This window comes from Archangium violaceum, assembly GCF_016859125.1.
Lineage (GTDB): Bacteria > Myxococcota > Myxococcia > Myxococcales > Myxococcaceae > Archangium > Archangium violaceum_A.
In genome coordinates this window covers 4,548,163-4,571,665 of record NZ_CP069338.1, presented here as the reverse complement: position 1 = coordinate 4,571,665, position 23,503 = coordinate 4,548,163, and the positions used below count along the sequence as shown (strand labels likewise).

Genomic DNA, 23,503 nt, shown 5'->3' with positions numbered 1-23,503 from the left:
GAAGGCAGAGAGGTCCGTCCGCATGAGGAAGCCATTCATCGCGCCGTCCCTGGTCCTGCTGTCCGTGTTGTCCGGTGGTCAGTCGCTCGCGCACGGCTCCATGGAGATCCCCATCAGCCGTGTGTACAACTGCTACAAGGAAGGGCCGGAGACGCCCAAGTCCGCGGCTTGCAAGGCGGCGATCGCCTACGGCGGCACGCAGGCCTTCTATGATTGGAATGGCGTCAGGCAGGGGAACGCCAATGACCGGCACCGAGAGATCATTCCAGACGGAAAGCTTTGCAGCGCGGGCAATGAGTCACACAAGTCCCTGGACCTGGCGAGGAACGACTGGCCGGCGAAGCTGATCGCTCCGAACTCGAGTGGCCGGTTCGAGTTCGTCTATCACGCGACCGCGCCCCACGCGGGCCGGTACTTCCAGTTCTACGTGACGAAGGATGGCTACAATCCGCTGCAGCCGCTGAAGTGGTCGGATCTCGAGGCAACGCCGTTCTGCACCGTGACGAGCGTCACCCTCCAGAACAACCGCTACACGATGAGCTGTCCATTCCCCAGCGGGAAGAGGGGCCGGCACGTCATCTACAACATCTGGCAACGCTCGGACAGCCCGGAGGCGTTCTACGCCTGTATCGACGTGGACTTCGGGAGCGCGGGCATCGCGGCATCCGACTGGAAGGAGCTGGAGCCGGTGCAGGCCCGTGAGGATTTGCGCGCGGGGAGCAAGGTGACCTTCCGGGTGTTCGACCGCGACGGCAGGGACGTGGAGCGTCACGAGCTCCGATTGGAGGACGAGGTGAGCCCCGCGGCCCACTGGCTCGTGCGGCTGGCTCGGCAGGTCAATGCGCACTCCCGCTACGTCCGGGTGGGTGCCCTCGAAGCCGGGGGAGGAATCGCTCCCGTCGAGGCGCGTCAGGGCAACAGCGTCTATGTCCGGGACGCGGGGTACCGCATCCAGATCGACATCGAGAAGCCGGTGAGCGGCGAGCCCTCGCGCTAGGGCCGGGAGCGGTGGAGCTGATAGCCGCCATCCACGTCCCAGATGGCGCCCGTCACGAAGCCGCTCGTCTTCTCGTCGAGCAACATCAGGGCATGCCGCGCGACCTCCTCGGGGGTGGCCACACGCTTGATGAGGCTGCTCTCGATCGTGTCCTGCTCGAGCGTCGGCATCACCTTCTCCGCGGCGTCGAAGGCGGGAGTCCTCGTGCCTCCGGGGCTCAGGCAGTTGACGCGAATCCCGCGATTGGCGAGCTCGATGGCCCACGTCTGGGCCATGTGCTGCACCGCCGCCTTCGTCGCGCCGTAGATGGAGAGGTAGGGCACGGTGCGGCGCCCCGCCGACGACGAGATGATCAGGATGGCCGCGCCCGGGCGCCCGCTCAGCGCCTTCACGGCCGCGTTGGTGAACACCACCGTCCCGCGCACGTTCACGCTGAACATGGTGTCCACGTCCTCCAGGGACAGGGCTCCGATGCCTCCAACGCGAAGGGTTCCCGCGTTGTTCACGAGCAGGTCCAGCCCTCCGTGGCGGCTCACCGCCGCTTCCACGGCGCGCTCGGCCGTCTCCGCTTTCGAGGCATCCCCCACCACGTACGAGGCGCGGGGCCCCAGCTTGCCCACCGCCTCCACGAGCTTGTCCTCTCGCCGGGCGACCAGCACCACCCGCGCGCCTTCCTCGACGAGCCCGGCCGCGATCGCGAAACCGATTCCCTCACTGCCCCCCGTGATGACCGCCGACTTTCCCGCGAAGCGCATGGAGACCCCGGAATGCCACGTTCGCCATGGCGTGGTGGTCATCGAGGCTAACGCGGATTTCAACATGCTGACAACATGCCACCCTGGGTGGAACTCCCGACCTCGAGAAGGTTGCGTCAGGTGAAGCGGACCCTGTCGGTGAGATGATCCAGGAACGCCCGCACGCGGGCTGGCAGGTGCCCGCCCTGGCCGAGGAAGACAGCGTGGACCGGCTCGGTGTCCCCCGGGTTGCAGTCCTCCAGCACCGGCAGGAGCCGGCCCGCCGCGATGTCGGCCTTGACCTGGAAGGCGGCCAGCCGAGCAAGACCGAGACCCGCCAGCGCGAGGTGGCGCAGCGCCTCACCGTCGCTCACCTGGGCGTTGCCGACGGGTGCGACGGTCACCTTGACACCCTGGTCCATCAGCGGCCAGCCCTCGACCGCGCGCGCGTAGCCGAACCCAAGCCGATTGTGCGCCTCCAGCTCACCGGGTGTCCTGGGCATGGCGAAGCGCTGGAAGTAGGCCGGCGCCCCGACGATGACCATGCGCGTCTCACCAAGCTTGCGCGCGACGAGACGCGAGTCCTTCAGCGGCCCGGCGCGGATCGCCACGTCCGTGCGCTCATCGAGCAGATCGATGACCGCGTCGGTCAGGACGATGTCCAGCGAGACGCCCGGATAGCGGGCCAGGAACTCCGGGACGAGCGGCAGCAGGAAGTGCGTGCCGAAGGGCACGTTGGCGTTGACGCGTAACCGGCCACACGGGACGTCACTCGTCGCCGCTCCCCGCTCGGCCTCCTCGAGATCCGCGAGGAGGCGAACGCTCCGCTCGTAGAAGGTGCAGCCTTCCGGCGTGAGCTGGAGGCCCCGGGTCGAGCGATTGACGAGCCGTGCCCCCAGGCGTCTCTCGAGCCGGGCGACGAGCTTGCTCACGGCCGAGGGCGTCATGCGGAACGCCCGGGCGGCCGCCGAGAAGCCACCCAGCTCGACCACCCGCACGAAGACTTCCATCTCGCCGAAGCGGTTGACGTCCAATCGAGCCATCGTGAGCTCAACTCACAAGTCCTGTTCCGTGCGGCGGTCTATCGCACGGGTGCCGCGCCGTCCATATCAGGGCTGGCACCCACGGGAGGAAGTCATGAGCACCCAGAACAAGGTCGCCCTGGTCGTCGGAGCCCAGGGCGTCATCGGCCGCAACCTCATCGAGCACCTCGCGACACTCGGCGACTGGGACATCATCGGCCTGTCGCGGCGCGGCGGAGCGTCAACGGGCCGCGTCCGGTACGTGGAGGTGGATCTGCTCGATCGGAACGACTGTCGCGCGAAGCTCGGCGGGCTCACCCGGGTGACGCACCTCTTCTACGCCGCGTACCAGGATCGACCGACCTGGGCCGAGCTCGTGCCGCCCAACCTCGCCATGCTCGTCAACGTCGTCGACGCGGTCGAGCCGGTCGCGTCCGGCCTGCGGCATGTCAGCCTGATGCAGGGCTACAAGGTCTACGGCGCGCATCTGGGCCCGTTCAAGACGCCGGCCCGCGAGACCGACGCCCACCACATGCCGCCCGAGTTCAACGTGGACCAGCAGGCCTTCCTCGAGCAGCGGCAGAAGGGCAGGGATTGGACCTGGTCGGCCATCCGCCCGTCCGTGGTGTGCGGCTTCGCGCTCGGCAACCCGATGAACCTGGCCATGGTGATCGCCGTCTACGCGGCGATGTCGAAGGAGCTGGGGCTGCCCTTGCGCTTCCCGGGCAAGCCGGGTGCGTACGACTCGCTGCTCGAGATGACGGACGCGGGGCTCCTGGCGCGGGCGACCGTCTGGACCGCGACCCACGAGCGCTGCGCCAACCAGGCCTTCAACATCAACAATGGCGATCTCTTCCGCTGGAGCGAGATGTGGCCGAAGCTCGCCCTCTTCTTCGAGCTCGAGGTGGCGCCTCCCCTGCCGATGTCACTCGACGTCGTCATGGCCGACAAGGAGCCACTCTGGAACGCCATGCTCGAGAAGCATGGGCTCGAGCGGAACCCCTACAAGGACGTGTCGTCCTGGCGCTTCGGCGACTTCGTCTTCTCCTGGGACTACGACATGTTCGCCGATGGCTCGAAAGCGCGCCGGTTCGGCTTCCACGAGTACGTCGACACCGAGGCGATGTTCCTGGACATCTTCGCGGATTTCCGCCGGCGCAGGGTCATTCCCTGAACCGCGCCACGCGGCCAGCGCCCCCGTCAAAAAGCGCTGGCCGCGGGCTCGGCGAACGGCGACCTCCGCCGTTCTACCCACATCCCCGGGCGTTCACGGCTCTTCCGGCCCGGAACACCGATTGCTGATGCAGAGATCGGAAGGCTTGGAGCTGCATCCGAGAGGAACAGCCCTCCTCACGGAGCCGGAAGACAGAGCAACCGTTGTGCCACGAACATTCATCGCTCGTGAGCCACGCCTCTGGCCGTGAAACCGAAGCCGTGGAGTGTCCGGATATAGAACGCTCAATCCCATTATCGCATATCTCCTGCAAGCCCCCGGCAGGGATTCGCGGATGGGGAGAAAGTCTCTACGTCTGAGAAATGGCGTCCTCCACGCAAAACTTCACATGGATGGTTCAGGCCAGGATCTCTTCCAGGAAGGTCCGCATCGCGGCCCAGGAGCGCCGGTCGGCCTCGGGATGATGGACGATGCCGCGCTCGGGCATGTTCGCACCCGCGAAGGTGAAGGCGTGCTGGGCATGGCCGTAGGCGTGAAGCTCCCAGGGCGCACCCGCCGCGGTCAACTCGCGCGCGACCGCCGCCACGTCGGCCGGAGGCGCCAGCGGGTCGTCCCAGCCATGGAGCAGCAGCACCTTGGCGGAGATGGGCCCCTGCGCCCCGAGGTTCGGCGGCTGGAACACGCCGTGGAAGCTCACGACGCCGCGAAGATCCGGCGGCGCGGCTCGTGCCAGATCGAGCACGCAGAGCCCACCGAAGCAGTAGCCGATCGCCGCGATCCGCCCGGTGTCGACCGCTGGATGCTTTCGGGCCGCGGCGAGCCCCGCCAGCAGACGCCGGCGCAACAGGGCCCGGTCCGCCATGAGCGGGCCCATCAGCCCTGAGTTGTCGCCGGTCTCGGACCCACGTATGCCCTTGCCGTAGACGTCGAGGGCGAAGCCGACATAGCCGAGCCTCGCCACCTTCTCCGTCATGGCACGCATGGCCCCGTTCAAGCCGCTCCACTCGTGAGCGACCAGGACACATGGACGCGGGCCCGTCGTATCCGATGGGTAGGCGACGTAGGCTTCGAAGACGGAGTCCGCCTCGGTGTAGTCGAGGTACTCGGTACGCAATTCCAGAGAAGTATCGGCGGCCGACATGGGCCCTCCTTCGCGATGAGGGGGGAGAGCCTAGACGCATTCGGGTCCTCGCCGCTGGGCTTTACTCAGGGCCCCTGAGAATGGCCGCTGAGAACGGGAACGAGCCTCTCCCGGATTTCCTTCAAGTACTCGGTGAGGCCCGTGTTCCCGCCCCGCGCCGCCAGTGAGGAGAGGGACGTGTCCTCCAGGCACGCGCGCTCGCGCTCCTTGTCCCCACGCGTGAGCTCCTCCAAGGCGACCTTCGCATCGTTCTTGGCCCCGTGCTCACGTGCATCCAGGCGGTGGGCATCCCTCACGGGGTGGAAGGAAAGCCGACGCTCCGACGCTTGGAGCCGCGCGGTCTCCTCGGGGTTCTTGGGGTCGAATCCCGTGAGCGCCCAGCATTCGCGCTTGGGCTCGGCCACGCCGATGATGATGGGAAAGGGCCAGCGCCTGTCATCCCTCGCCTGTTCGAGCCCAAGGCGGCGCCGGGAGTCTCCATCACTGTCGCGAATCAGGAGCACGGCCTTGGGAGGTTGCACGGATGAGGCCAGAAGCAGAAGCGCGAGACGCGCCATGAATGCGTCCGGCTGACCGGGCTGTCCATTGACACAGACGACGCCGAGCTCGTAGGAGGCCTCACTCATGGCTCGCCGTCTCGCCTGCCTTCTCCAGCCAGGACTCGCCCACGGTGCTCCAGAACTCACCAGGGCTCATCAGGTCCTTCCAGCGCTCGAACTCGGGATGGGCCGAGAGCTTTTCGCAACGGGCAAAGCCGTTCTCCGCGAGGAAGGTCATCCGGACCTCCTTCGGGTCGAGGTAGTTCAGGATGAACGGCGAGTGGCTCGTGGCGATGATCTGCAACTCGGGGTCATTCTGCTGAAGCCTCCGCAGGACCTCGATGAGCTTGGCTTGAGCGACGGGGTGCAACCGCATTTCGAGGTCGTCGAGAAGGACGAGACGCGGCTTTTGAGGGCTCATCAAGACGGTCAGGAGACCGAGCACCATGAGCGTGCCTTCTCCCGCCGCATCCGCGGCAACGCCCTTGGCGCCCCGCATGTCCAGAACGATTCGCTGGCCCCACAGCGTGCGCGTCTCTGGAATCTGATGTTGCTGCTCATCCAGGGAGAGCGTTCGAATGAACCTCTGCTCGACCACGGCACGCTCGAGACGAATGCGACGGACCGAGGGAACCACCTGCTTCAGTGCGAGCTCAATCTCACTGAAGATCTCATCCTGGCTCAATTTGAGGTAGGCCAGTACGGACGCCAGTCCACTGCCATCCGTGCCAATCTGGGGAACAGCCTCCTCACTGTAGGAAGCCGCCGAGAGACTGCTGGCCTGGAACCGCAGAACCGTGGTCGCGCTCAGGGCCTCACGGATTCGCTGAAAAGAGGCCGTTTCCAGGTCACCATGGAGGCCGTGGGGATTATTCGGACGAGCCGTCTTGCCCCAATCTCCAGCCCAAAAATGCGCCCCGTTCCATTCTCCCTCGAGCTTGAATGGGAAGTATGGCGGCGAACCGTCTTGCGGTTTGTATGGCTCTGGGCTGCAGCTGGCGCTGGCCGATCCCTCAATGCCTTTCCACCTGCCAGAAACGCTCAACTCAATCGGCGCCTTGACTCCGTAAGACTGGAATTGGAGATTGTTCGTGGGCAGGAACCCCCTTCCTCCTGCCAGCATCTCGTAGGCCACTACGGAAAAATGATGCAGCCCTTCCAGCAGCGTCGTCTTGCCCGATGCATTCGGGCCGACGAGCACCGTGAAGGGCTCCAACTCCAGGTCGAGCGAGCGGTACGCCTTGAAATTGCGGAACGAGACCTTCTGAATCACGACCGCCCTCCCGGGAGGGGACGACCCTCACCCTAGCCCTCCTAGAGGGAGAGGGAACTTCCACAGCCGTGAACCTGGGACTTCCTTTACCCTCACCCCGACCCTCTCCCGGAGGGAGAGGGAGGAGTGGGCCGTGTCAGCTCTTCGTGAGCGGACGGTAGCGGATGCGGTGCGGCTCCAATGCCTCGGGGCCCAACCGCTTCTTCTTGTCCGCCTCGTAGTCCTGGAAGTTGCCCTCGAAGAAGAACGCCCGGCTCTCTCCCTCGAACGCCAGGATGTGCGTGGCGATGCGGTCCAGGAACCAACGGTCGTGGCTGATCACCACCGCGCAGCCCGCGAAGTTCAGCAGCGCCTCCTCCAGGCTCCGCAGCGTCTCCACGTCCAGGTCGTTCGTGGGCTCGTCCAGCAGCAGCAGGTTGCCGCCACTCTTGAGCATCTTCGCCAGGTGCACCCGGTTGCGCTCGCCTCCCGACAGGTCCTTCACCCGCTTCTGCTGATCCTGTCCCTTGAAGGCGAAGCCCGCCAGGTACGCGCGGCTCGGCATCTGCCCCGCCCGGCCCAGGTCGATGTAGTCCAGCCCGTCGCTCACCTCCTGGAAGACGGTCTTCTCGCCATCCAGCGCGTCACGGCTCTGGTCCACGTACGCCATCTTCACCGACTCGCCGATGCGCAGCTCGCCCGCGTCCGGCTTCTCCTGGCCCGTCAGCATCCGGAACAGCGTCGTCTTGCCCGCGCCGTTGGGACCAATCACTCCCACGATGCCACCCGGCGGCAGCTTGAAGTTCAGGTCGTCGATGAGCAGCCGATCCCCGTATGCCTTGCGCAGGCCCTTGGCCTCCACCACCAGCCCCCGGAGCTGCGGCCCGGGCGGAATCGTCACCTCGCCCGTTGGATCCCTCTTCTCCTGCGTCTGGTTGAGCAGCTCCTCGTACGCCGTGATGCGGGCCTTGCTCTTGGCCTGGCGCGCCTTCGGCGACGCGCGCACCCACTCCAGCTCGCGCTTGAGCGTCTTCTGCCGCGCGCTCTCCGCCTTCTCCTCCAGCTCCAGCCGCTTCTGCTTCTGCTCCAGCCAGCTCGAGTAGTTGCCCTTCCAGGGCACCCCCTCGCCGCGGTCCAGCTCCAGGATCCACTCCGCCGCGTTGTCCAGGAAGTAGCGGTCGTGGGTGATGCAGACGATGGTGCCCTTGTACTCCTTGAGCGCCTGCTCCAGCCACGCCACGCTCTCGGCGTCCAGGTGGTTGGTGGGCTCGTCGAGCAGCAGCAGGTCCGGCTTCTCCAGCAGAATGCGGCACAGCGCCACGCGGCGCTTCTCACCGCCCGACAGCTTCGTCACGTCCGCGTCCCCCGGCGGCAGGCGCAGCGCGTCCATCGCCATCTCCAGGGTCCGGTCCAGCTCCCAGCCGTTGCACGCGTCGATGGCGTCCTGCAGCTTGCCCTGCTCGGCCAGCAGCTTCTCCATGGCCGCGTCGTCCATGGGCTCGGCGAACTTCGCGCTCACCTCGTTGAAGCGGTCCAGCAGCGTGCGGATGGGCTTGAGCCCCAGCTCCACGTTCCCCTTCACGTCCAGCGAGGAATCGAGCTGCGGCTCCTGCGCCAGGTAGCCCACGCGCGCGCCCGGATCCGGCTTGGCCACCCCGAAGAACTCGGTGTCCACGCCCGCCATGATGCGCAGCAGCGTCGACTTACCCGACCCGTTGGGACCGATGACGCCAATCTTCGCGCCCGGGAAGAAGGACAGGTAGATGCCCTTGAGGATCTCCTTGCCTCCCTTGACCTTGCGCAGGTCCTGCATGGTGAAGATGAAGTTCTGGGCCATCGTGTTCTTTCTGCCTCCGACTCGGTGACGTGGACGCAGGCGGATACCAAGGAGCGCAGGCGGCCTCAAGGCGCACGGTCACTCGCTCGGTCTTCCCGGACACATGCTGTCCCGGGCTTCCGCCTCTTCCGGCTGAGAACAGTCCGTCGTGCGCGCCGCGTCCTCCCCGTCCCCCGCGCTCCTCCCTTTCCCCGCGCTCCCCTGCCCTCCGGGCGGGACTGCGAGTGCGCATCCTTCACCCCCCCGGCATTCCAGCTCCATTGGAATGCTCTCGGGCCTTTTCGGAAGCCGTGGTGGTGGTAAACGCCTCCCCACCATGTCCACCACCCCCGCGCTCGAGCTGCAGGGTCTCACGAAGTCCTATGGCGGCAAGCTCACGGCCCTCTCCGACGTCAACCTCAGCATCCGCCCCGGGGAGATCTTCGCCCTGCTCGGACCCAACGGCGCCGGCAAGACGACGCTCATCGGTTCGGTGTGCGGGCTGGTGAAGAAGACGAGCGGGAGGATCCTCGTCTTCGGGCAGGACCTGGACGTGGACCCGGTGCGCCCGCGCTACGAGGTGGGGCTGGTGCCGCAGGAGATCAACTTCGATCCCTTCTTCACGGTGGCCGAGTCGCTCTACATCCAACAGGGCTACTACGGGCAGCGCCGGGACGAGGCGCGGGTGATGGAGGTGCTCACCGCGCTCAACCTGCAGAACAAGGCGAACGCCATCACCCGGGCGTTGTCGGGCGGAATGAAGCGCCGGCTGCTCATCGCCAAGGCGCTGGTGCACAAGCCGCGGCTCGTCTTCCTGGACGAGCCCACCGCGGGCGTGGACGTGGAGCTGCGGCGCGACCTGTGGAACTACGTGCGCAAGCTGGCCGCGGAGGGCACCACCATCGTCCTCACCACGCACTACCTGGAAGAGGCCGAGGAGCTGGCCGACCGCGTGGGCGTCATCAACGAGGGCAAGCTGCTGCTGGTGGAGGAGAAGAAGGCCCTGTTGCGCCGGCTGGGCGAGAAGCGCCTCATCGTCACCTTCACCGAACCGGTGAGCACGCCGCCCGAGCTCGTGCGCAAGGCGGGCGCCACGCTGTCCGCCGATGGCCGCACCCTCACCTATCCCGAGCGCGAGGGCTGCGCTCCCGCGGGTGACATCCTCCGCACCCTCTATACCCTGGGCCTCCCGGTGGGCGACGTGGAGACGCGTCACTCGCGCCTGGAGGACATCCTCATCGACATCCTGCGCGGCAAGCCCGCCGCCACTCCCGCCACCTGAGCGCCCCACTCCCTCCCCCGACACCCACCATGAACACCCTTGGGATGAAAACCCTGCTGGTGAAGGAGGTCCGGCGCTTCATGCGCGTGCCGGGCCAGACGGTCCTCTCACCGCTCATCAGCACCTCGCTCTACTTCCTCGTCTTCGGCTACTCGCTGTCCGGCCGCGTCCACCAGGTGGAGGGCGTGTCCTATCTGGAGTTCATCGTTCCGGGCCTCGTCTTCCTGGGCCTGGCCAACAACGCCTTCCTCAACAGCAGCTCCTCGCTCTTCATCAACAAGATGCAGGGCACCATCGTGGACCTGCTGGTCGTGCCCCTGGGGCCCCTGGAGCTGATGGCCGGATTCATCGGCGGGGCCATGGTGCGCGGGCTCATGGTGGGCCTGCTCACCTGGGGCGTGGCCACCCTCTTCACCGGCTTCCGCCTGGAGCACGCCCCCGCCACGCTCCTCTTCCTGCTGCTGTCCTCGTACACCTTCAGCGTGCTGGGAATCCTGGCGGCGGTGTGGGCCGAGAAGTTCGAGCAGATCAACTTCTTCCCCACCTTCGTGATGCTGCCGCTCACCTTCCTGGGCGGCATTTTCTACTCGGTGCGTGAGCTGCCCTCGCCGTGGAACCACATCAGTCTCTTCAACCCCATGGTGTACATGGTGGAGGGACTGCGATACGGAATGCTGGGCCGTAGCGGCTTCCCGCCACTGTTGGGCTCTAGTATCCTGGTGGCGTTAGCGCTGGCGGCCACCGTCCTGGCATGGGCCGCATTGCGCTCTGGTTACAAACTGAAAGCCTGAGTGTGCGTCGCCTGCCTGCTTGCCTGCCCGGCAAGGAATGTAGGGGACAGGACATTCGCGGATTCTTGGAAGCCGGGTTATCGTGACGCGTCATGGCCGTCCCCTTCGGCAAGTACCTGTTGTTGCGCAAGATTGCCTCCGGCGGGATGGGCCAGGTGTTCCTTGCGCTCGAGCGGGGCGCGGGGTTCGAGCGGCTCGTCGTCATCAAGCTGATCCTGCCGCACCTGGCCGAGGACGAGGAATTCCTGTCGATGTTCCTCGATGAGGCCCGGCTGGTGGCGCGGCTGGCGCACCCCAACCTCATCACCATCCTGGATCTCACGGAAATCAACGGCCGGCACTGCCTGGCCATGGAGTACGTGCAGGGCGACGACGTGCGACGGCTGGAGAAGTTCGCACGAACGGAGGGCAAACCGCTGCCCGAGGGGCTGGGGCTGCGCATCATCGCGGAGGCGGCGGCGGGGCTGCACTACGCGCACCAGGCGAGGGATCAACAGGGCCGGCCGCTGCAGCTGGTGCACCGGGACGTGTCGCCGCAGAACATCCTGGTGGGCTTCGACGGAGGCGTGAAGGTCATCGACTTCGGGGTGGCGAAGGCGATGGGGAGCGCGTCGCACACGGCCACCGGGGTGCTCAAGGGCAAGTACCCGTACATGTCGCCGGAGCAGGCCAATGGACTCGCGGTGGATGCGCGCAGCGATCTGTTCTCCCTCGGCGTGGTGCTGTGGGAGCTGCTGACGGGCCGGCGCCTCTTCAAGGGCGAGTCGGATCTGATGACGCTGCGGCTGGTGCGCGACTGCCAGGTGCCGCCGCCCTCGCAGCTCAACCCGAAGCTGTCGCCGGACGTGGACGCATTGGTGCTCAAGGCGCTGGCACCCACGCCCGAGGCGCGTTTCCCGGACTGCGGGGCCTTCCGTCTGGCCATCGAGGACTACATCCTCCAGCACCAGCTCCCGGCCAGCAACGCGCACCTGTCCGCGTGGCTGCGGGAGGTGTACGCGGAGCGCATCGCCCGCGAGGCGGACCCGTCCAACCTGGATCAGCTGCCCGAGGACGCGGACCTGGACGCGAAGTCCAACCCGTCGCGCAGCAGCGTGCGCTCGCATTCGCAGAAGCCCGAGCCCCAGGCCGCCGCGCCCGAGGGGACGATGGTCGCCCCGCATCCCAAGACGCTGGAGGATGGGAAGACCCACCATACGCAGACGCTCCTGCCGGACACCGTGTCGCGGCGGCGGCGCATCCCGGTGGTGCCGGTGGTGGCCTGCGTGGGCGCGATGCTCGTCGCCGCGGGAGGCGCCCTCATCTACCTGCGCCAGCACCCGGCCGACAAACCGATGCAGGTGGCCAACCCTCCGCCGGAGGAGCAGCAGACCCAGGCCGAGCCTCCAGGGCCCGAGCGTCCGAAGCCCCAGCCCGTGAAGCTGAAGGTGCTCTCGGAGCCGGCGGGCGCGCTGGTGGTCGTGAATGGGAAGCATTTCGGCGAGACGCCCATGGATCTCCCCCTCGCGCCCGATGCGCCGCCGGTGACGCTGGCACTGAAGCTGGATGGTTACGAGCCGGTGTCGCAACGGGTGTCCGCCGGCAACGCACCCGAGGTCTCGGTGAAGCTCACGCCGAAGCCCACGCCCCAGAAGCCGCCGCGCCGCACGGGCCCGCTGCTCGACATCAAGAAGGGCCGCTAAGCTCACACGATGCCGTGGCCCTCCCTTGCCGACCGCCCCTCCGCCGCCCTGTTCGTCACCCTCACCCTGCTCGCGGGGTGCACCGGAGCCACGCGGAGCACCCGACAGCCTCCGGCCGTGGACGCGCTCTTCTCCGCCCATGACGGCCCGGAGGTCCCCGGCGCCAGCGTCGTCGTGATTCACGAGGGGCGGGTCGTGCTCGACCGCGCCTACGGACTGGCGGAGCTCGACTCGCGCACCCGCGCCACGCCGGAGACCCAATACCGCCTCGCCTCGCTCACCAAGCAGTTCACGGCCACGGCCATCCTGCTCCTGGTGCAGGAGGGCAAGCTCCGTTACGACGACCGCGTGGTCGACGTGCTCCCCGGCTTCCCGGCGTACCTGCGAGAGGTCCGCATCCGCCACCTGCTCCACCACACGTCGGGTATCTGGGATTACGAAGCCTTCGTCCCGGAGAACCAGCGCGTCCAGGTGAAGGATCGCGACGTCCTCGAGCTCCTCGCGCGCGCGGACCGCACGTACTTCCCGCCCGGGAGCGCGGTGCGCTACAGCAACTCCGGGTACGCGGTGCTCGCCCTCGTCGTGGAGCACGTCGGAGGAATGCCCTTCGCGAGGTTCCTGCGCGAGCGCGTCTTCGCTCCCATCGGCATGCACTCGGCGGTCGCGTACGAGGCGGGCATCTCGACGGTGCCACGGCGCGCCTACGGCTATGTGGCCGACGCCCAGGGCTTCCGCCCGCGCGACCAGAGCCCCACCAGCGCCGTGCTGGGAGATGGCGGCATCTACGCATCCGTGGCGGAGCTGGTCGCGTGGGACGCGGCGATGGACGCGCACACGCTCGTCGGCTCGGACACCCAGAAGCTCGCGTGGACGCCGGCGGTGCTGCCGGATGGCGCGTCCGCGCGCTACGGGTTCGGATGGTTCATCGACGAGGACGAGGGCCGGGTGCGACTCTCCCACCACGGCGAGACGTGTGGCTTCACCAACGCCATCGTGAAGTACCCGGAGCAGCGGCTCACGGTCATCGTCCTGACGAATCGCGCTGGCGGAGAGCCGTGGAGGCTCGCGCAACGGCTCGCGGACCTGTGGCTCCCCCCCGCGGCGGACGGGCGGCATGCACCCGCCGAGGCGCGCGCGTGGCCCTTCGAGACGATGCCCAACGCGCGTTGAGCGCGGCTACCGTTGCTGGCCGTCGTCGGACTCGAGCACCTCGATGGAGGTCGCGACGCGGACGCCCCCCTCGTTGCGGAAGTGCGTACGGATGGGCGTGCCCTCCCGCAGCTGGTCGAGCGCGAGCGGTCTCCGCCCCTCCTGACGGATGGAAACCCGGTCCTCGTCCTTCACGACGACCTGTACCAGGGGCTCATTCCGGCCCACGTCGAGCGTGATGACGTTGCCGGTGGCCCCCTTCACCGTGCCGTGGATGAAGCCCGAGTCCTGCTCGGTGAACTGGTCTCCGGGCGTGGCCTTCTCCTCGACGGCCTGGAGCTCCGGGGGCGCGGGGTCCTCGGCCGCCCACGCGCCGAAGGCGAGCGTGGCCACGGTGAGCCCGGCGAGTACGGTCCGTGAGCGCATGGCAGACCTCCTTCCGGGAAGAGTGTGTCCGGCGTCGTGCCCCGCCAACCCGCGCCTGCCCTCCAGGACACCGGGCGACCCGGATGGAAGTTCGCGCCCACATACTCAAACTTGACCATTCATCCTCGAGCCCTATAGGGTTCCTCGCCGAGGAGAGGGAGAATCCATGAGCACCCGGCTGCTCATCCTGGGCATGCTGACGCGCGCGCCGATGCACGGCTACGAGATGCAGCGCGCCTTCGAGGTCAGCCGCGTGGACGCGTGGGCGGACGTACTGCCCGGCTCCATCTACCACGCGCTCAAGAAGATGGCCGACGAGGGACTCGTCCGGGTGCAGGCCACGGAGCAGACGGGACACCGGCTACGGGCCGTGTACGCCATCACCGACGAAGGCCGCGACGCCTTCCGTGCGCTGCTGCGCGAGGCCTTGAAGCACCCGCCCCGCTCCTTCCCCACGGACTTCTACGCGGCGCTCGCCTTCCACGACGCCATTCCCCGAGCGGAGCTCCTGGCCGCCGCCGAGGCCCTCATCCCCCAGTTGGAGCGAGAGCTGGCACAGTGGAAGGAGGGCGAGGGCGCCAAGGCCAACGTCGGCGCGATGCCTCCCGAGCTCCAGCTCTTCTTCGCCAACGCCCGCCAGCACATCGAAGCGGACCTGGCCCTGCTGCGCGGTCTGCGCGAGCTGCCCGCGTCGCGAGGGCGCACCCGAGCGAAGCCCGATACCCGGTAGGCCCCGGCCTCTCGAGCCCACCGGAGCGCCTGGTCCCGGCGTGTTCGCGGGCGCGGATGGTCAAATTTGACCAAACAATATTGTCCATGAAGGAGGATGCGATGAAGACACAGGCGTTGACGGAGCAGCGGGTGCTGGTGACAGGAGCCACGGGGTACCTCGGGAGGCGACTGGTGGCGCGACTGGCCCGCCCCGTGGTGCTGACACGGGATGTCGCGCGTGCACGCGCGGTACTCGGCGACGTGGAGGCGCACGCCTGGGAGCCCCTGGCCGGCCCGCCTCCGGCCGAGGCCCTCGAGGGCGTGGACGTGGTGTTCCACCTCGCGGGAGAGCCACTCGCCATGAGTGGATGGTGGACGCCGGAGAAGAAGGCACGCATCCGCGACAGCCGCGTGGTGGGCACGCGCCACCTCGTCGAGGGACTGCGCGCCTCGCGTCCCGGCGTGCTGGTGTCCGCGTCCGCCGTGGGCTTCTACGGCCCCTGCGGCGATGAGGTGCTGGAGGAGGGCTCGGCCTCCGGCACCGGCTTCCTCGCCGGACTGTGCCGCGAGTGGGAGCAGGCCGCGTCCGCGGCGGAGGTCTCGGGCTGGCGTGTGGTGACGCCGCGCATCGGCATGGTCCTCGGCGAGAGTCGAGGGTTCCTCGGCAAGCTGCTCGGGCAGTTCCGCGTGGGGCTCGGTGGGTGCATCGGCGATGGCAACCCGTGGATGCCGTGGGCCCACGAAGAGGATGTCCTCGGGCTCTTCCTCCACGCCGCCTCGTGCCCCGACGTGTCCGGCCCGCTCAACGCCACCGCCCCCGAGCCCGTGCGCAACCGCGAGTTCACCCGGACCCTCGCCTCGCTCCTGCGCCGCCCCACCCTCTTCCACTTTCCCTCGGGTCTGCTGCGGCTCGCGCTCGGGGAAATGGCCGAGGAGCTCGTGGTGTCCCAGCGCGTGGTGCCTCGCGTCGCCGTGCGCTCCGGGTACTCGTTCCGCTACTTCCGGCTCGAGGAGGCCCTGCGGGACATCCTGAAGCGTCCAGCGGCTCGCTCAGCCGAAGCGCTCGCGGAACGCGCGTAGGTTGGGGCCCCGGCGCGGTGAGGCAATCCCCGTCAGGCTCCGCCGCTCGTGGCGTAGTGCAGCACCAGCAGCGCCGCCAACACATACACCACCGGGTGCACCTCGCGCGGGCGCCCCGACAGCAGCTTCAGCGCCGCGAACGACACGATGCCCGCGCTGATGCCATTCGCGATGGAGTACGTGAAAGGCATCAGGGCAATCGTCAGGAAGCCGGGCAGCGCCTCATCCATCCGGCCCCACTCCAGCTCGCGCGCCCCGCCCATCATCAACGCGCCCACCACCACCAGCACCGGCGCCGTCGCCACCGGAGGAATCGCCGCCAGCGTCGGTACGAAGAAGAGCGACAGCAGGAAGAGCACCGACACCATCACCGCCGTCAGCCCCGTGCGCCCGCCCTCCTCCACTCCCGCCGCCGACTCGATGTAGCAGGTCACCGTGCTGGTGCCGAACGCCGCTCCAGCCACCGTGCCCACCGCGTCCGCCATGAAGCCCCGGCTCGCTCCCGGCAACTCCCCGTTCGGCTTCAGGAAGCCTCCAATCCGCCCCACGCCCAGCAGCGTGCCCGCCGTGTCGAACACGTCCACGAAGAGGAACGCCAGCATCACCGTCAGGAACTTCCCCGTCAGCACCTGCGAGAAGTCGAACGCCCAGAACGTCTCCCGCGGAAGGCTCGGCACGCTCACCCATGCCTCTGGCGCCTTCGCCAGCCCCATCACCCACGCCGCCACCGCCACCGCCGCGATGCCAATCAACAGCGCGCCCTTCACCTTGCGCGATGACAGCACGCCGATGATGACCAGGCCCACCAGCGCCAGCAGCGGCACCGGCGCATGCAGCACCCCGAGCTGCACCAGCGTGGCCGGGCTGTCCACCACCAGCCCCGCGTTCCTCAACCCGATGAGCGCCAGGAACAGGCCGATGCCCGTGGTCGTCGCCACCTTGATGGGTGCCGGAATGGCCCGGAGGATGAGGGTCCGGATGCCGCCCCAGGACAGCACGATGAACAGCAGGCCCTCGAGGAACACCGCCGTCAGCGCGAAGCGCCAGTCCACGCCCAGGCCCTTCACCACGCCATAGGTGAAGTAGGCGTTGAGCCCCATGCCCGGCGCCAATGCGAAAGGGTAGTTCGCGTACACGCCCATCAGCAGCGTGCCGAATGCCGCGCCCAGCGCCGTGGCCACCGTCACATCCGAGACCGGCATTCCGGCCTCGGAGAGGATCTGCGGGTTGACCAGCAGGATGTAGGCCATGGTCAGGAACGTCACCAGGCCCGCGCGCAGCTCCGTCCCGACGGACGAGCCCCGCTCACGGATGTGGAACAAACGCTCGAGAGCTTCCATGGGCGCCATATAGACGCCCGCTCGCCCGCCCCCCAAACTTCAAGAGCCTGACTTCATGTGCCTGGCCGCCTGGGGGGGGGCGGTGGCGGGGAGCTTGGACGCGTGCGCTTCCAGTCCCCAGGGCCCGCGCCCAGTTTTCGACAGACCCCTCGAACGAACGGGGGGACACAGGGAGGCAACATCATGAGCTTCAAGAAGAGCTGGGGTCTCGGCGCCGTCGCCGCGGCCTCGCTGCTGGCGGTGCCCGCGCTCGCCCAGGATCGCGACGAGCGCATCTTCGACGCGGATGACGCGCGCCGGAGTCTCACCCAGGACCTGAACGTCAGCGTGAGTGGCGGCTTGAGCGCCTTCACGGGCGACCTGGGAGCGGAGACGGTGGCGGGTGGCTTCCTCGGCGTGCAGGCCAGTTCCCGCCCGCTGCCACTGCTGGGCCTCGAGCTCGGCTACGAGGGCTCACGCAACGCGTTCGAGGACATCGACGGAGGCCTGTGGCGTCACAACCTGGGCGCGCTCGCCAAGGTGGGCCCGGAGCTCGGCGCCAACCGCAACCTGCGGCCCTTCGTCGGCGCGGGCGTCGGTGTGAGCTTGCTCAACCCGAGCGAAACCGGGGAGGTGTTCTTCGAGAACGACGTCATCACCGAGGTGCCGTTCGCCGCGGGCGTCGAATACGACCTCGGCGGCATCACGGCCGGTGCACGCGCCTCGTACCGGTTGCTCGGTGGCGAGAACCTGGGCGTGGCCGAGAGCGGCAACATCGTCAACCTCGGCATCCAGGTGGGCGGCGCGTTCTAGGCACCGCCCTGACTGCCCGGGACTCAGTCCTTGATGCGGACCACCACGGCCGAGGGACCCTCGAGCCGCACCACCCCGCTTCGCAGCGGCTCCTGCTCCTGGGTGCCGCCGAAGCGGGGTGACTCGGTCCACAGCACCAGCTCCGCGTTGGCGGGCACCCGGTGCTCCAGCGTCCCCTTCACGTTGACGATGACGTGGAGCGCGCCCCCAGGGCCCCGGCGCTCCAGCACCAGCCCGTGCGAGCCCGTGGGCCGCGCGTCGAAGTGGCCCCGGCGGTGCTCCTTCAGGCAGGGGTCCGTGGCGCGCAGACGCAACAGCTCGCGGTAGAGGGCGAGCACCCCGGCGTGCTCCGGCCGCCCGGCCTCGCTCCAGTCGAGCTTCGAGCGCGTGAAGGTCTCCACCGCCTGCGGGTCCGGCACCGTGTCACCCGAGAAGCGCGCGAAGCCGGCGAACTCCTTGCGCCGTCCCTCCGTCACCAGCCTGCCCAGCTCGGCGTTGTGGTCGGTGAAGTACAGGAAGGGCGTGCTCGCGTTCCATTCCTGCCCCATGAAGAGCAGCGGCGTGTAGGGCGCCAGCAGCAGCAGCGCGCTCATCGCCCGGAAGGCCGCTGGGGACACGTCCGCTCCCAACCGCTCGCCGTGCGCGCGGTTGCCCACCTGGTCGTGGTTCTGGATGCAGAGCACGAGCTGCCAGGGCTCCGCGCCGCTCGCGGGCGTGCCACGGACCCGGCCGTGCACCTGGGACACCTGGCCCTCGTAGAACCAGCCCTGGCGCAGCGTGCGCGCGATGTCCTCCGTGCTCCCGGTGTAGTCGCGGTAGTAGCCCTCGCTGTCCCCGGCGAAGGCCCGGCGCATCTGGTGGTGGAAGTCGTCCGCCCAGACGCCGTCCAGTCCGTAGCCCCCCTGGTCTCGCGGACGCACCAGGCGCGTGTCGTTGCGCTCGTCCTCCGCGATGATGACCACCCGCCGGCCGGGCGCCGCGGCACGAGCCCGCTCGGCGATCTCCGTGAGCAGGTGCGGCGTGCCGTCATCGAGGATGGCGTGGGCCGCGTCAAGGCGCAGCCCGTCCGCGTGGTAGTCGCGAATCCACATCTCCACGTTGGAGAGCACCAGCGAGCGCACCACCGCGGAGCCCTCGCCGTCGTAGTTGACGGCCTCGCCCCAGGGCGTGTGGTGGCGGCCGGTGAAGTAGTAGGGCGAGTAGCAGCGCAGGTAGTTCCCGTCCGGCCCGTAGTGGTTGTAGACGGCGTCGATGAGCACCGCGAGCCCCTCGGCGTGGGCCGCGTCGACGAGGCGCCGCAGTCCCTCGGGGCCGCCGTAGGCCGCGAGCGGGGCGAAGAGATCCACGCCGTCGTAGCCCCAGTTGCGCACGCCCGGGAAGCTGGCCAGCGGCATCAGCTCCACCGTGGTGACGCCCAATTCCTTGAGCGAGCGCAGACGGGGAATGAGGGCCTCGAAGGTGCCCTCGGGCGTGGCGGTGCCCACGTGCACCTCGTAGATGACCTGGGCCTCCGGGCCCGGCCCCTTCCACCCGGCGTCCGTCCAGGCGAAGTCCGGCACCACGACCTCGGAGGGACCGTGCACACCGTCCGGCTGTGAACGGCTCCACGGGTCCGGGAAGGGGCCTTCCCCATCCACCCGCAGCTTGTAGCGCACGCCCGCGCCTTCACCCGCGAGTGTCGTGGAGAAGAAGCCTCCTCCTTCGTCTGTCATGGGCAGCGACGTGCCCGGCCGGCCGTCCTTCCCATGAAGCACCACCTCCACCTTCTGGTGCCCCGGAGCCCAGACGCGCCAGCGCACACCCTCGCCCGGCTCCACCCAGGCCCCCAGGCGAGCCACCTGACTCCGCGTATCCTCTGCTCGTTCCATGGCCACCTACTTATCCACCCTCACGCCATCCGCAGGTGTTCTTCAGGCCAATGAGGCGAGAAGATGTTCACTGGTGGCCCTGTCTCGCATGGTGGATGCCCCCTCCGAGAGCGGGCGGGCACTGGCGGAGTCGACAGCCAACGCTTGTCGCATGACCTTTTACAACGGAAAGATGTCGGCTACTTCATGAGCCCACGTCCCGATCATCTGCAGGCCGTCTCCTTCGCACGCGGCGAATCCGTTCGCGAGCGCGTCGCCGCGTTGGAAGTGCTCTCACCGCGAGAGATTGACCAACGCCTCACCGAGCTCGGCTACCGGGGCCAGACGGAGGCCCGGCGCGCGGCGTCGGTGCTCGCCTACCGACACGTGCGGCGGCTGCGGCGCATCCACCTGGAGGGCATCCTCCCCGAGCCCGGCACGCGCGAGAACTGTCTCTTCCTGGGCCCCACGGGCAGCGGGAAGACGTTCCTCGTGGAGCTGCTCTTCAAGGAGATTCTCGGCGTGCCCACCGTGCTCGTGGACGCCACCCAGTTCTCCGAGACGGGCTACGTGGGCGACGACGTGACCACCATGCTCTCGCGGCTGTACGAGGCTGCGGGTGGGGACGTGGCGTGGGCGGCCTGCGGGGCCATCTGCATGGACGAGTTCGACAAGCTCGCCACCAGCCGCTCCGATGCCCGCTTCGCCGGACAGCAGACCACCAAGGACGTGAGCGGCTTCGGCGTGCAGCGCAGTCTGCTCAACCTGATGAGCGCGGCGAAGGCGGACTTCCCACCGGACTTCGGCTTCACCAGCCGCACGCCGCCCATGCCGCTGGAGTTGTCCGCCATCACCTTCATCGCCTGTGGGGCCTTCAGTGGCCTGAAGAGCACGGCGGAGGAGCTGGGCGGCCAGAAGGAGCGGATGGGCTTCGGTCGTGAGACGAGCAAGCGCGAGGCGGCCATCGCGGAGAAGGTGACGGAGGATCAGCTCGAACAGACGACGGCCTTCGCGCGCTACGGCTTCATCCCGGAGCTGATCGGCCGCTTCAGCCGCATCGTCTCCTTCTCGCCGCTGGACGCGGCCACGCTGGGCAACATCCTCGAGGACAACGTGCTGCGCACCTACGAGCGCGAGTTCGCCCACGAGGGGCTGAACCTGGAGGTGGATGCAGCGGTGCGCGAGTGGGTGGTGCAGCGAGCGCTCAAGCGCGAGACGGGAGCGCGAGGCCTGCGCGCCGCCCTGGTGCCCCAGTTGGAGCGCGCCGCCTATGATCACTTCGGCGAGCCGGAGGTGTCCACCGTGCGCCTGGTGCTCGATGGAGATCGGGTGGGCGTCGTCACCCGCTGAGCGGGCACGGCGGTCGGACGGGCAAGGCGGAGAAGAGGCGTCCCCTCTGCCTCTCTGGGAGAGGACAGGGTGAGGGTCGTCCCGACTCCATCGGTTCGTCCCATGTCACGCCCGCGTCAGATATCGGCGCTCCGTGAGGAGGCCGTGGCTATGATGGGCCGAGAGCGTGCGGCCCTTTCAGCCCGACGTGGGATACCATGTACCTCCTCGACATCAACATCTCCGGACTCAAGTTGCTACGCGACTTCCGCCTTCCGCTGCGGGACGCGCGGGGACAGCCGAGGATGTGGACGGTCCTCATTGGTGAGAACGGGCTCTGCAAGACGAGCATCCTGCAGGCCATCGCGATGGCGGCGAGCGGCTACCTACGCGCCAATCAGCTCGCGGATGTGCCGTCACTACCGGACCGAAGGACGATTGGAACAGCCCTGACCATCGACGCCGAATTCACCTTCGGCGCGAATCAACACGCGCAGCGGAGATACCCTGGAATCCATCCACGCCCGGAGTCTCCGCCGGTCATCCACTCGAGCGTCTATCTTGAGCCCTGGCATAACGTTTTCGATGGAAAGTCGGACTACGACGACCCGCATGAAGACGAGAACGAACCTTCCTCTTCATTCGATCCCATCGAGGAAGCCAGGGCCCTCAATCTTCCCCAATGGTTCGTGGCGGGTTACGGGACCACGCGTCTATTACCGCGCCCCTTCGGGAGTGACAAAGTAGAAGATCCCATCCTGAGCAGGCTCAATTCCCTGTTCGACCGTGGTCGGATCATCGGAACTGGTTTCGCGGATCTGCTCGAAGACTCCCGAGAGTTTGCTCAAGCAATGCATCAGGCGCTCGTGAGCAGCCAGTTGCTGCCACGAACCACCAACGTCGAGTTGCAGGGGAGAGGCGGAACGAAGACCCCGAGCGACCTCGTCGCCAGGCATAGCTTCGAGCTCACGGTCGGTACCGAGAAGTTGAAGCTCCCCGCGACCTGGCTCTCGCAGGGCTACCAGAGCACCATTGCATGGATCGCCGACATCATCGGTCAGATGTTCTGGGAGAACGGTGGGCCCATCCCACTTTCCGAGATGGAGGGGCTGATTCTCGTCGATGAGATCGACCTGCACCTCCATCCCAAGTGGCAGCCTGGCCTCATTCCCACCCTCAAACGCGTCTTCCCTAAACTCCAGTTCGTCGTGACGACACACTCGCCCATGATCCTGCCGGGACTGTCTCGCGAGGAGGTCGTCATCCTGGGCACCGATGACAAGGGCAACGTCATCGCCCAGGAGAACTCGGAGTCTCCGGCACTACTCACGGGCAGCGAAATCTACCGAACCTTCTTCGGCATCGACCGGCTCCACCCATCCGATCTCGGCAAGGATCTCCAGCGCTATAGCCTCCTCATCGCCGACCCGCTGCGGAGCGATGAGGATGACAAGGAGATGCACGACATTTCGAAGCGCCTCGCCGAAGCTGGCGTCGACCCTGGCTGGGAGCCCGTCCCGCGCATCCAGGTGCCACCGGCCGGGAGTGAAGAGCCGTCATGATCCGTATCCACCGCGGTGCGGAACCCGCGGAGCTCGCCGCGGCCAGGGCGGCCGAGCTCCCCAGAATCCAGGCCCTCGCCACTACGCGCCGACAAACCCAGGAGGACCTCGGCAGGAAGTACGAGGTCGCCAGGGAAGCGCTCTGGAAGGCCCAGAGATACAAGTGCTGCTACTGCGAGAGCCGGGAACAGTCGAAGCGCAACGATGTCGAGCACTTCCGGCCCAAGACGCAAGCGGACCGGAGGCCCGGCACGCGCGAGGCTCACGGCTATTGGTGGCTCGCCTGGACCTGGGAGAACCTCCTCTTCTCCTGCCGCAACTGCAATCAGGCGCCTGCCAAACTCGACAAGTCCCCGCTCGCCGAGGGGAGTGAGGCGCTGCGGGAAGGTCAACTTCCTCCGAGCAAAGGAGCGGCCATTGCTCATCGACCCGGCGGAGGAATCCGGCATCGAGCACATCCAGTTCGTCCGGATGCTTCATGGCCCTGGAACGACGGGCAGGTGGTACCCGAGGCCTCGCAACGGAAGCCATCGGGGAGCAATGACCATCAGGGTTTGCATGCTGGACCGGCCTGACCTGCTCGACCTGTACGGACATCATGTCGAGCAGAACGTCATGCCCATGGTGGAAGACATCCGCGCGGCCATGCGGGGAGGCGGTAACGCCGATGTGCAGCGACAGTGGTCACGCGCACTGCTGCGATTGCTCAATCCAGTTCAGCTCTACATTGGGCTCTCATACGACGCGCTCGACTTCTTCATCCCCTCCGTACTCCGCAAGAAGCACCAACTCGAGCTCACCCTGCCCGACTCGCGGTAGGTCGGAGGACTGCGCATC

General features: G+C 67.6%; 21 protein-coding genes. 12 read left to right on the top strand and 9 right to left on the bottom strand.

Annotation, left to right across the window (positions count from 1 at the left end; all coding sequences use genetic code 11):
* The first annotated feature begins 22 nt into the window (after positions 1-22).
* On the top strand, positions 23-997 hold the full coding sequence (locus JQX13_RS19700) for a lytic polysaccharide monooxygenase (RefSeq protein ID WP_203410502.1): 975 nt from the start codon (positions 23-25) through the stop codon (positions 995-997).
* On the opposite strand, the gene JQX13_RS19695 is transcribed toward JQX13_RS19700, so the two are convergent.
* Positions 994-1,752 carry an SDR family NAD(P)-dependent oxidoreductase gene (locus JQX13_RS19695; RefSeq protein ID WP_203410501.1) on the bottom strand — a complete coding sequence of 253 codons (759 nt, stop codon included), beginning with the start codon at positions 1,750-1,752 and terminating at the stop codon, positions 994-996. The genes JQX13_RS19700 and JQX13_RS19695 overlap by 4 nt on opposite strands.
* A gap of 116 nt (positions 1,753-1,868) precedes the next feature.
* A complete protein-coding gene (locus tag JQX13_RS19690; protein ID WP_203410500.1) occupies positions 1,869-2,774 on the bottom strand; it encodes a LysR family transcriptional regulator in 906 nt (301 codons plus the stop codon).
* Positions 2,775-2,868: 94 nt separating this feature from the next.
* Between JQX13_RS19690 and JQX13_RS19685 the strand changes: the two genes are divergently transcribed.
* Positions 2,869-3,927, top strand: a complete 1,059-nt coding sequence (locus JQX13_RS19685) for an SDR family oxidoreductase (RefSeq protein WP_203410499.1) — start codon at positions 2,869-2,871, stop codon at positions 3,925-3,927.
* 397 nt (positions 3,928-4,324) lie between these two features.
* Here JQX13_RS19685 and JQX13_RS19680 read toward each other — a convergent pair whose 3' ends face one another.
* The 4 genes from JQX13_RS19680 to ettA all read right to left on the bottom strand — a co-directional run bounded on the left by JQX13_RS19680 (position 4,325) and on the right by ettA (position 8,696).
* On the bottom strand, positions 4,325-5,068 hold the full coding sequence (locus tag JQX13_RS19680; RefSeq protein ID WP_239014908.1) for a dienelactone hydrolase family protein: 744 nt from the start codon (positions 5,066-5,068) through the stop codon (positions 4,325-4,327).
* A gap of 65 nt (positions 5,069-5,133) precedes the next feature.
* Entirely contained in the window at positions 5,134-5,694 is a 561-nt protein-coding gene (locus JQX13_RS19675; protein ID WP_203410498.1) for a hypothetical protein, read from the bottom strand.
* The gene (locus JQX13_RS19670; protein ID WP_203410497.1) at positions 5,687-6,880 is read right to left on the bottom strand and encodes an AAA family ATPase; all 1,194 of its coding nucleotides are present in this window, start codon (positions 6,878-6,880) and stop codon (positions 5,687-5,689) included. The genes JQX13_RS19675 and JQX13_RS19670 overlap by 8 nt, the downstream gene beginning before the upstream one ends.
* A gap of 136 nt (positions 6,881-7,016) precedes the next feature.
* Positions 7,017-8,696 carry an energy-dependent translational throttle protein EttA gene (ettA, locus tag JQX13_RS19665; RefSeq protein ID WP_203410496.1) on the bottom strand — a complete coding sequence of 560 codons (1,680 nt, stop codon included), beginning with the start codon at positions 8,694-8,696 and terminating at the stop codon, positions 7,017-7,019.
* Between the two features lie 316 nt (positions 8,697-9,012).
* On the opposite strand from ettA, the gene JQX13_RS19660 reads away from it, so the two are divergent.
* The 4 genes from JQX13_RS19660 (at position 9,013) to JQX13_RS19645 (ending at position 13,600) form a co-directional block, all read left to right on the top strand.
* A complete protein-coding gene (locus JQX13_RS19660; protein ID WP_203410495.1) occupies positions 9,013-9,957 on the top strand; it encodes an ABC transporter ATP-binding protein in 945 nt (314 codons plus the stop codon).
* A 44-nt stretch (positions 9,958-10,001) separates the two neighbouring features.
* A complete protein-coding gene (locus tag JQX13_RS19655) occupies positions 10,002-10,748 on the top strand; it encodes an ABC transporter permease (protein ID WP_239014907.1) in 747 nt (248 codons plus the stop codon).
* A gap of 92 nt (positions 10,749-10,840) precedes the next feature.
* The gene (locus tag JQX13_RS19650; protein ID WP_203410493.1) at positions 10,841-12,430 is read left to right on the top strand and encodes a serine/threonine protein kinase; all 1,590 of its coding nucleotides are present in this window, start codon (positions 10,841-10,843) and stop codon (positions 12,428-12,430) included.
* Positions 12,431-12,439: 9 nt separating this feature from the next.
* The gene (locus JQX13_RS19645) at positions 12,440-13,600 is read left to right on the top strand and encodes a serine hydrolase domain-containing protein (RefSeq protein WP_203410492.1); all 1,161 of its coding nucleotides are present in this window, start codon (positions 12,440-12,442) and stop codon (positions 13,598-13,600) included.
* 6 nt (positions 13,601-13,606) lie between these two features.
* On the opposite strand, the gene JQX13_RS19640 is transcribed toward JQX13_RS19645, so the two are convergent.
* Positions 13,607-14,005 carry a hypothetical protein gene (locus JQX13_RS19640; protein WP_203410491.1) on the bottom strand — a complete coding sequence of 133 codons (399 nt, stop codon included), beginning with the start codon at positions 14,003-14,005 and terminating at the stop codon, positions 13,607-13,609.
* A gap of 166 nt (positions 14,006-14,171) precedes the next feature.
* Between JQX13_RS19640 and JQX13_RS19635 the strand changes: the two genes are divergently transcribed.
* Both JQX13_RS19635 and JQX13_RS19630 read left to right on the top strand, forming a co-directional pair.
* Complete coding sequence (locus JQX13_RS19635; RefSeq protein ID WP_203410490.1) at positions 14,172-14,735, top strand: PadR family transcriptional regulator; 564 nt, start codon at positions 14,172-14,174, stop codon at positions 14,733-14,735.
* Positions 14,736-14,836: 101 nt separating this feature from the next.
* Positions 14,837-15,796 (top strand): TIGR01777 family oxidoreductase, encoded by a 960-nt coding sequence (locus tag JQX13_RS19630; RefSeq protein ID WP_203410489.1) that lies wholly within the window; start codon positions 14,837-14,839, stop codon positions 15,794-15,796.
* 32 nt (positions 15,797-15,828) lie between these two features.
* Here the strand turns inward: JQX13_RS19630 and JQX13_RS19625 are convergent, their stop codons facing one another.
* Complete coding sequence (locus JQX13_RS19625) at positions 15,829-17,136, bottom strand: NCS2 family permease (protein WP_203410488.1); 1,308 nt, start codon at positions 17,134-17,136, stop codon at positions 15,829-15,831.
* Positions 17,137-17,319: 183 nt separating this feature from the next.
* Here JQX13_RS19625 and JQX13_RS19620 point away from each other — a divergent pair, with 183 nt between their 5' ends.
* Positions 17,320-17,928 carry a hypothetical protein gene (locus tag JQX13_RS19620; protein WP_203410487.1) on the top strand — a complete coding sequence of 203 codons (609 nt, stop codon included), beginning with the start codon at positions 17,320-17,322 and terminating at the stop codon, positions 17,926-17,928.
* Between the two features lie 23 nt (positions 17,929-17,951).
* On the opposite strand, the gene treZ is transcribed toward JQX13_RS19620, so the two are convergent.
* A complete protein-coding gene (treZ, locus tag JQX13_RS19615; RefSeq protein WP_203410486.1) occupies positions 17,952-19,796 on the bottom strand; it encodes a malto-oligosyltrehalose trehalohydrolase in 1,845 nt (614 codons plus the stop codon).
* A gap of 186 nt (positions 19,797-19,982) precedes the next feature.
* Here treZ and JQX13_RS19610 point away from each other — a divergent pair, with 186 nt between their 5' ends.
* The 3 genes from JQX13_RS19610 (at position 19,983) to JQX13_RS19600 (ending at position 23,485) form a co-directional block, all read left to right on the top strand.
* The gene (locus tag JQX13_RS19610; protein ID WP_203410485.1) at positions 19,983-21,125 is read left to right on the top strand and encodes an AAA family ATPase; all 1,143 of its coding nucleotides are present in this window, start codon (positions 19,983-19,985) and stop codon (positions 21,123-21,125) included.
* Between the two features lie 197 nt (positions 21,126-21,322).
* Complete coding sequence (locus JQX13_RS19605; RefSeq protein WP_203410484.1) at positions 21,323-22,666, top strand: AAA family ATPase; 1,344 nt, start codon at positions 21,323-21,325, stop codon at positions 22,664-22,666.
* Between the two features lie 558 nt (positions 22,667-23,224).
* Complete coding sequence (locus JQX13_RS19600) at positions 23,225-23,485, top strand: hypothetical protein (RefSeq protein WP_203410483.1); 261 nt, start codon at positions 23,225-23,227, stop codon at positions 23,483-23,485.
* The last annotated feature ends 18 nt before the right edge of the window (positions 23,486-23,503 follow it).

What these genes read in the sequence shown, in the direction of transcription:
- JQX13_RS19700 (WP_203410502.1), top strand. Translation starts at nt 23, where the DNA reads ATGAGGAAGCCATTCATCGCGCCGTCCCTGGTCCTGCTGTCCGTGTTG.
- JQX13_RS19695 (WP_203410501.1), bottom strand. Translation starts at nt 1,752, where the DNA reads ATGCGCTTCGCGGGAAAGTCGGCGGTCATCACGGGGGGCAGTGAGGGA.
- JQX13_RS19690 (WP_203410500.1), bottom strand. Translation starts at nt 2,774, where the DNA reads ATGGCTCGATTGGACGTCAACCGCTTCGGCGAGATGGAAGTCTTCGTG.
- JQX13_RS19685 (WP_203410499.1), top strand. Translation starts at nt 2,869, where the DNA reads ATGAGCACCCAGAACAAGGTCGCCCTGGTCGTCGGAGCCCAGGGCGTC.
- JQX13_RS19680 (WP_239014908.1), bottom strand. Translation starts at nt 5,068, where the DNA reads ATGTCGGCCGCCGATACTTCTCTGGAATTGCGTACCGAGTACCTCGAC.
- JQX13_RS19675 (WP_203410498.1), bottom strand. Translation starts at nt 5,694, where the DNA reads ATGAGTGAGGCCTCCTACGAGCTCGGCGTCGTCTGTGTCAATGGACAG.
- ettA (WP_203410496.1), bottom strand. Translation starts at nt 8,696, where the DNA reads ATGGCCCAGAACTTCATCTTCACCATGCAGGACCTGCGCAAGGTCAAG.
- JQX13_RS19660 (WP_203410495.1), top strand. Translation starts at nt 9,013, where the DNA reads ATGTCCACCACCCCCGCGCTCGAGCTGCAGGGTCTCACGAAGTCCTAT.
- JQX13_RS19655 (WP_239014907.1), top strand. Translation starts at nt 10,002, where the DNA reads ATGAAAACCCTGCTGGTGAAGGAGGTCCGGCGCTTCATGCGCGTGCCG.
- JQX13_RS19650 (WP_203410493.1), top strand. Translation starts at nt 10,841, where the DNA reads ATGGCCGTCCCCTTCGGCAAGTACCTGTTGTTGCGCAAGATTGCCTCC.
- JQX13_RS19645 (WP_203410492.1), top strand. Translation starts at nt 12,440, where the DNA reads ATGCCGTGGCCCTCCCTTGCCGACCGCCCCTCCGCCGCCCTGTTCGTC.
- JQX13_RS19640 (WP_203410491.1), bottom strand. Translation starts at nt 14,005, where the DNA reads ATGCGCTCACGGACCGTACTCGCCGGGCTCACCGTGGCCACGCTCGCC.
- JQX13_RS19635 (WP_203410490.1), top strand. Translation starts at nt 14,172, where the DNA reads ATGAGCACCCGGCTGCTCATCCTGGGCATGCTGACGCGCGCGCCGATG.
- JQX13_RS19630 (WP_203410489.1), top strand. Translation starts at nt 14,837, where the DNA reads ATGAAGACACAGGCGTTGACGGAGCAGCGGGTGCTGGTGACAGGAGCC.
- JQX13_RS19625 (WP_203410488.1), bottom strand. Translation starts at nt 17,136, where the DNA reads ATGGAAGCTCTCGAGCGTTTGTTCCACATCCGTGAGCGGGGCTCGTCC.
- JQX13_RS19620 (WP_203410487.1), top strand. Translation starts at nt 17,320, where the DNA reads ATGAGCTTCAAGAAGAGCTGGGGTCTCGGCGCCGTCGCCGCGGCCTCG.
- treZ (WP_203410486.1), bottom strand. Translation starts at nt 19,796, where the DNA reads ATGGAACGAGCAGAGGATACGCGGAGTCAGGTGGCTCGCCTGGGGGCC.
- JQX13_RS19610 (WP_203410485.1), top strand. Translation starts at nt 19,983, where the DNA reads ATGAGCCCACGTCCCGATCATCTGCAGGCCGTCTCCTTCGCACGCGGC.
- JQX13_RS19605 (WP_203410484.1), top strand. Translation starts at nt 21,323, where the DNA reads ATGTACCTCCTCGACATCAACATCTCCGGACTCAAGTTGCTACGCGAC.
- JQX13_RS19600 (WP_203410483.1), top strand. Translation starts at nt 23,225, where the DNA reads ATGCTGGACCGGCCTGACCTGCTCGACCTGTACGGACATCATGTCGAG.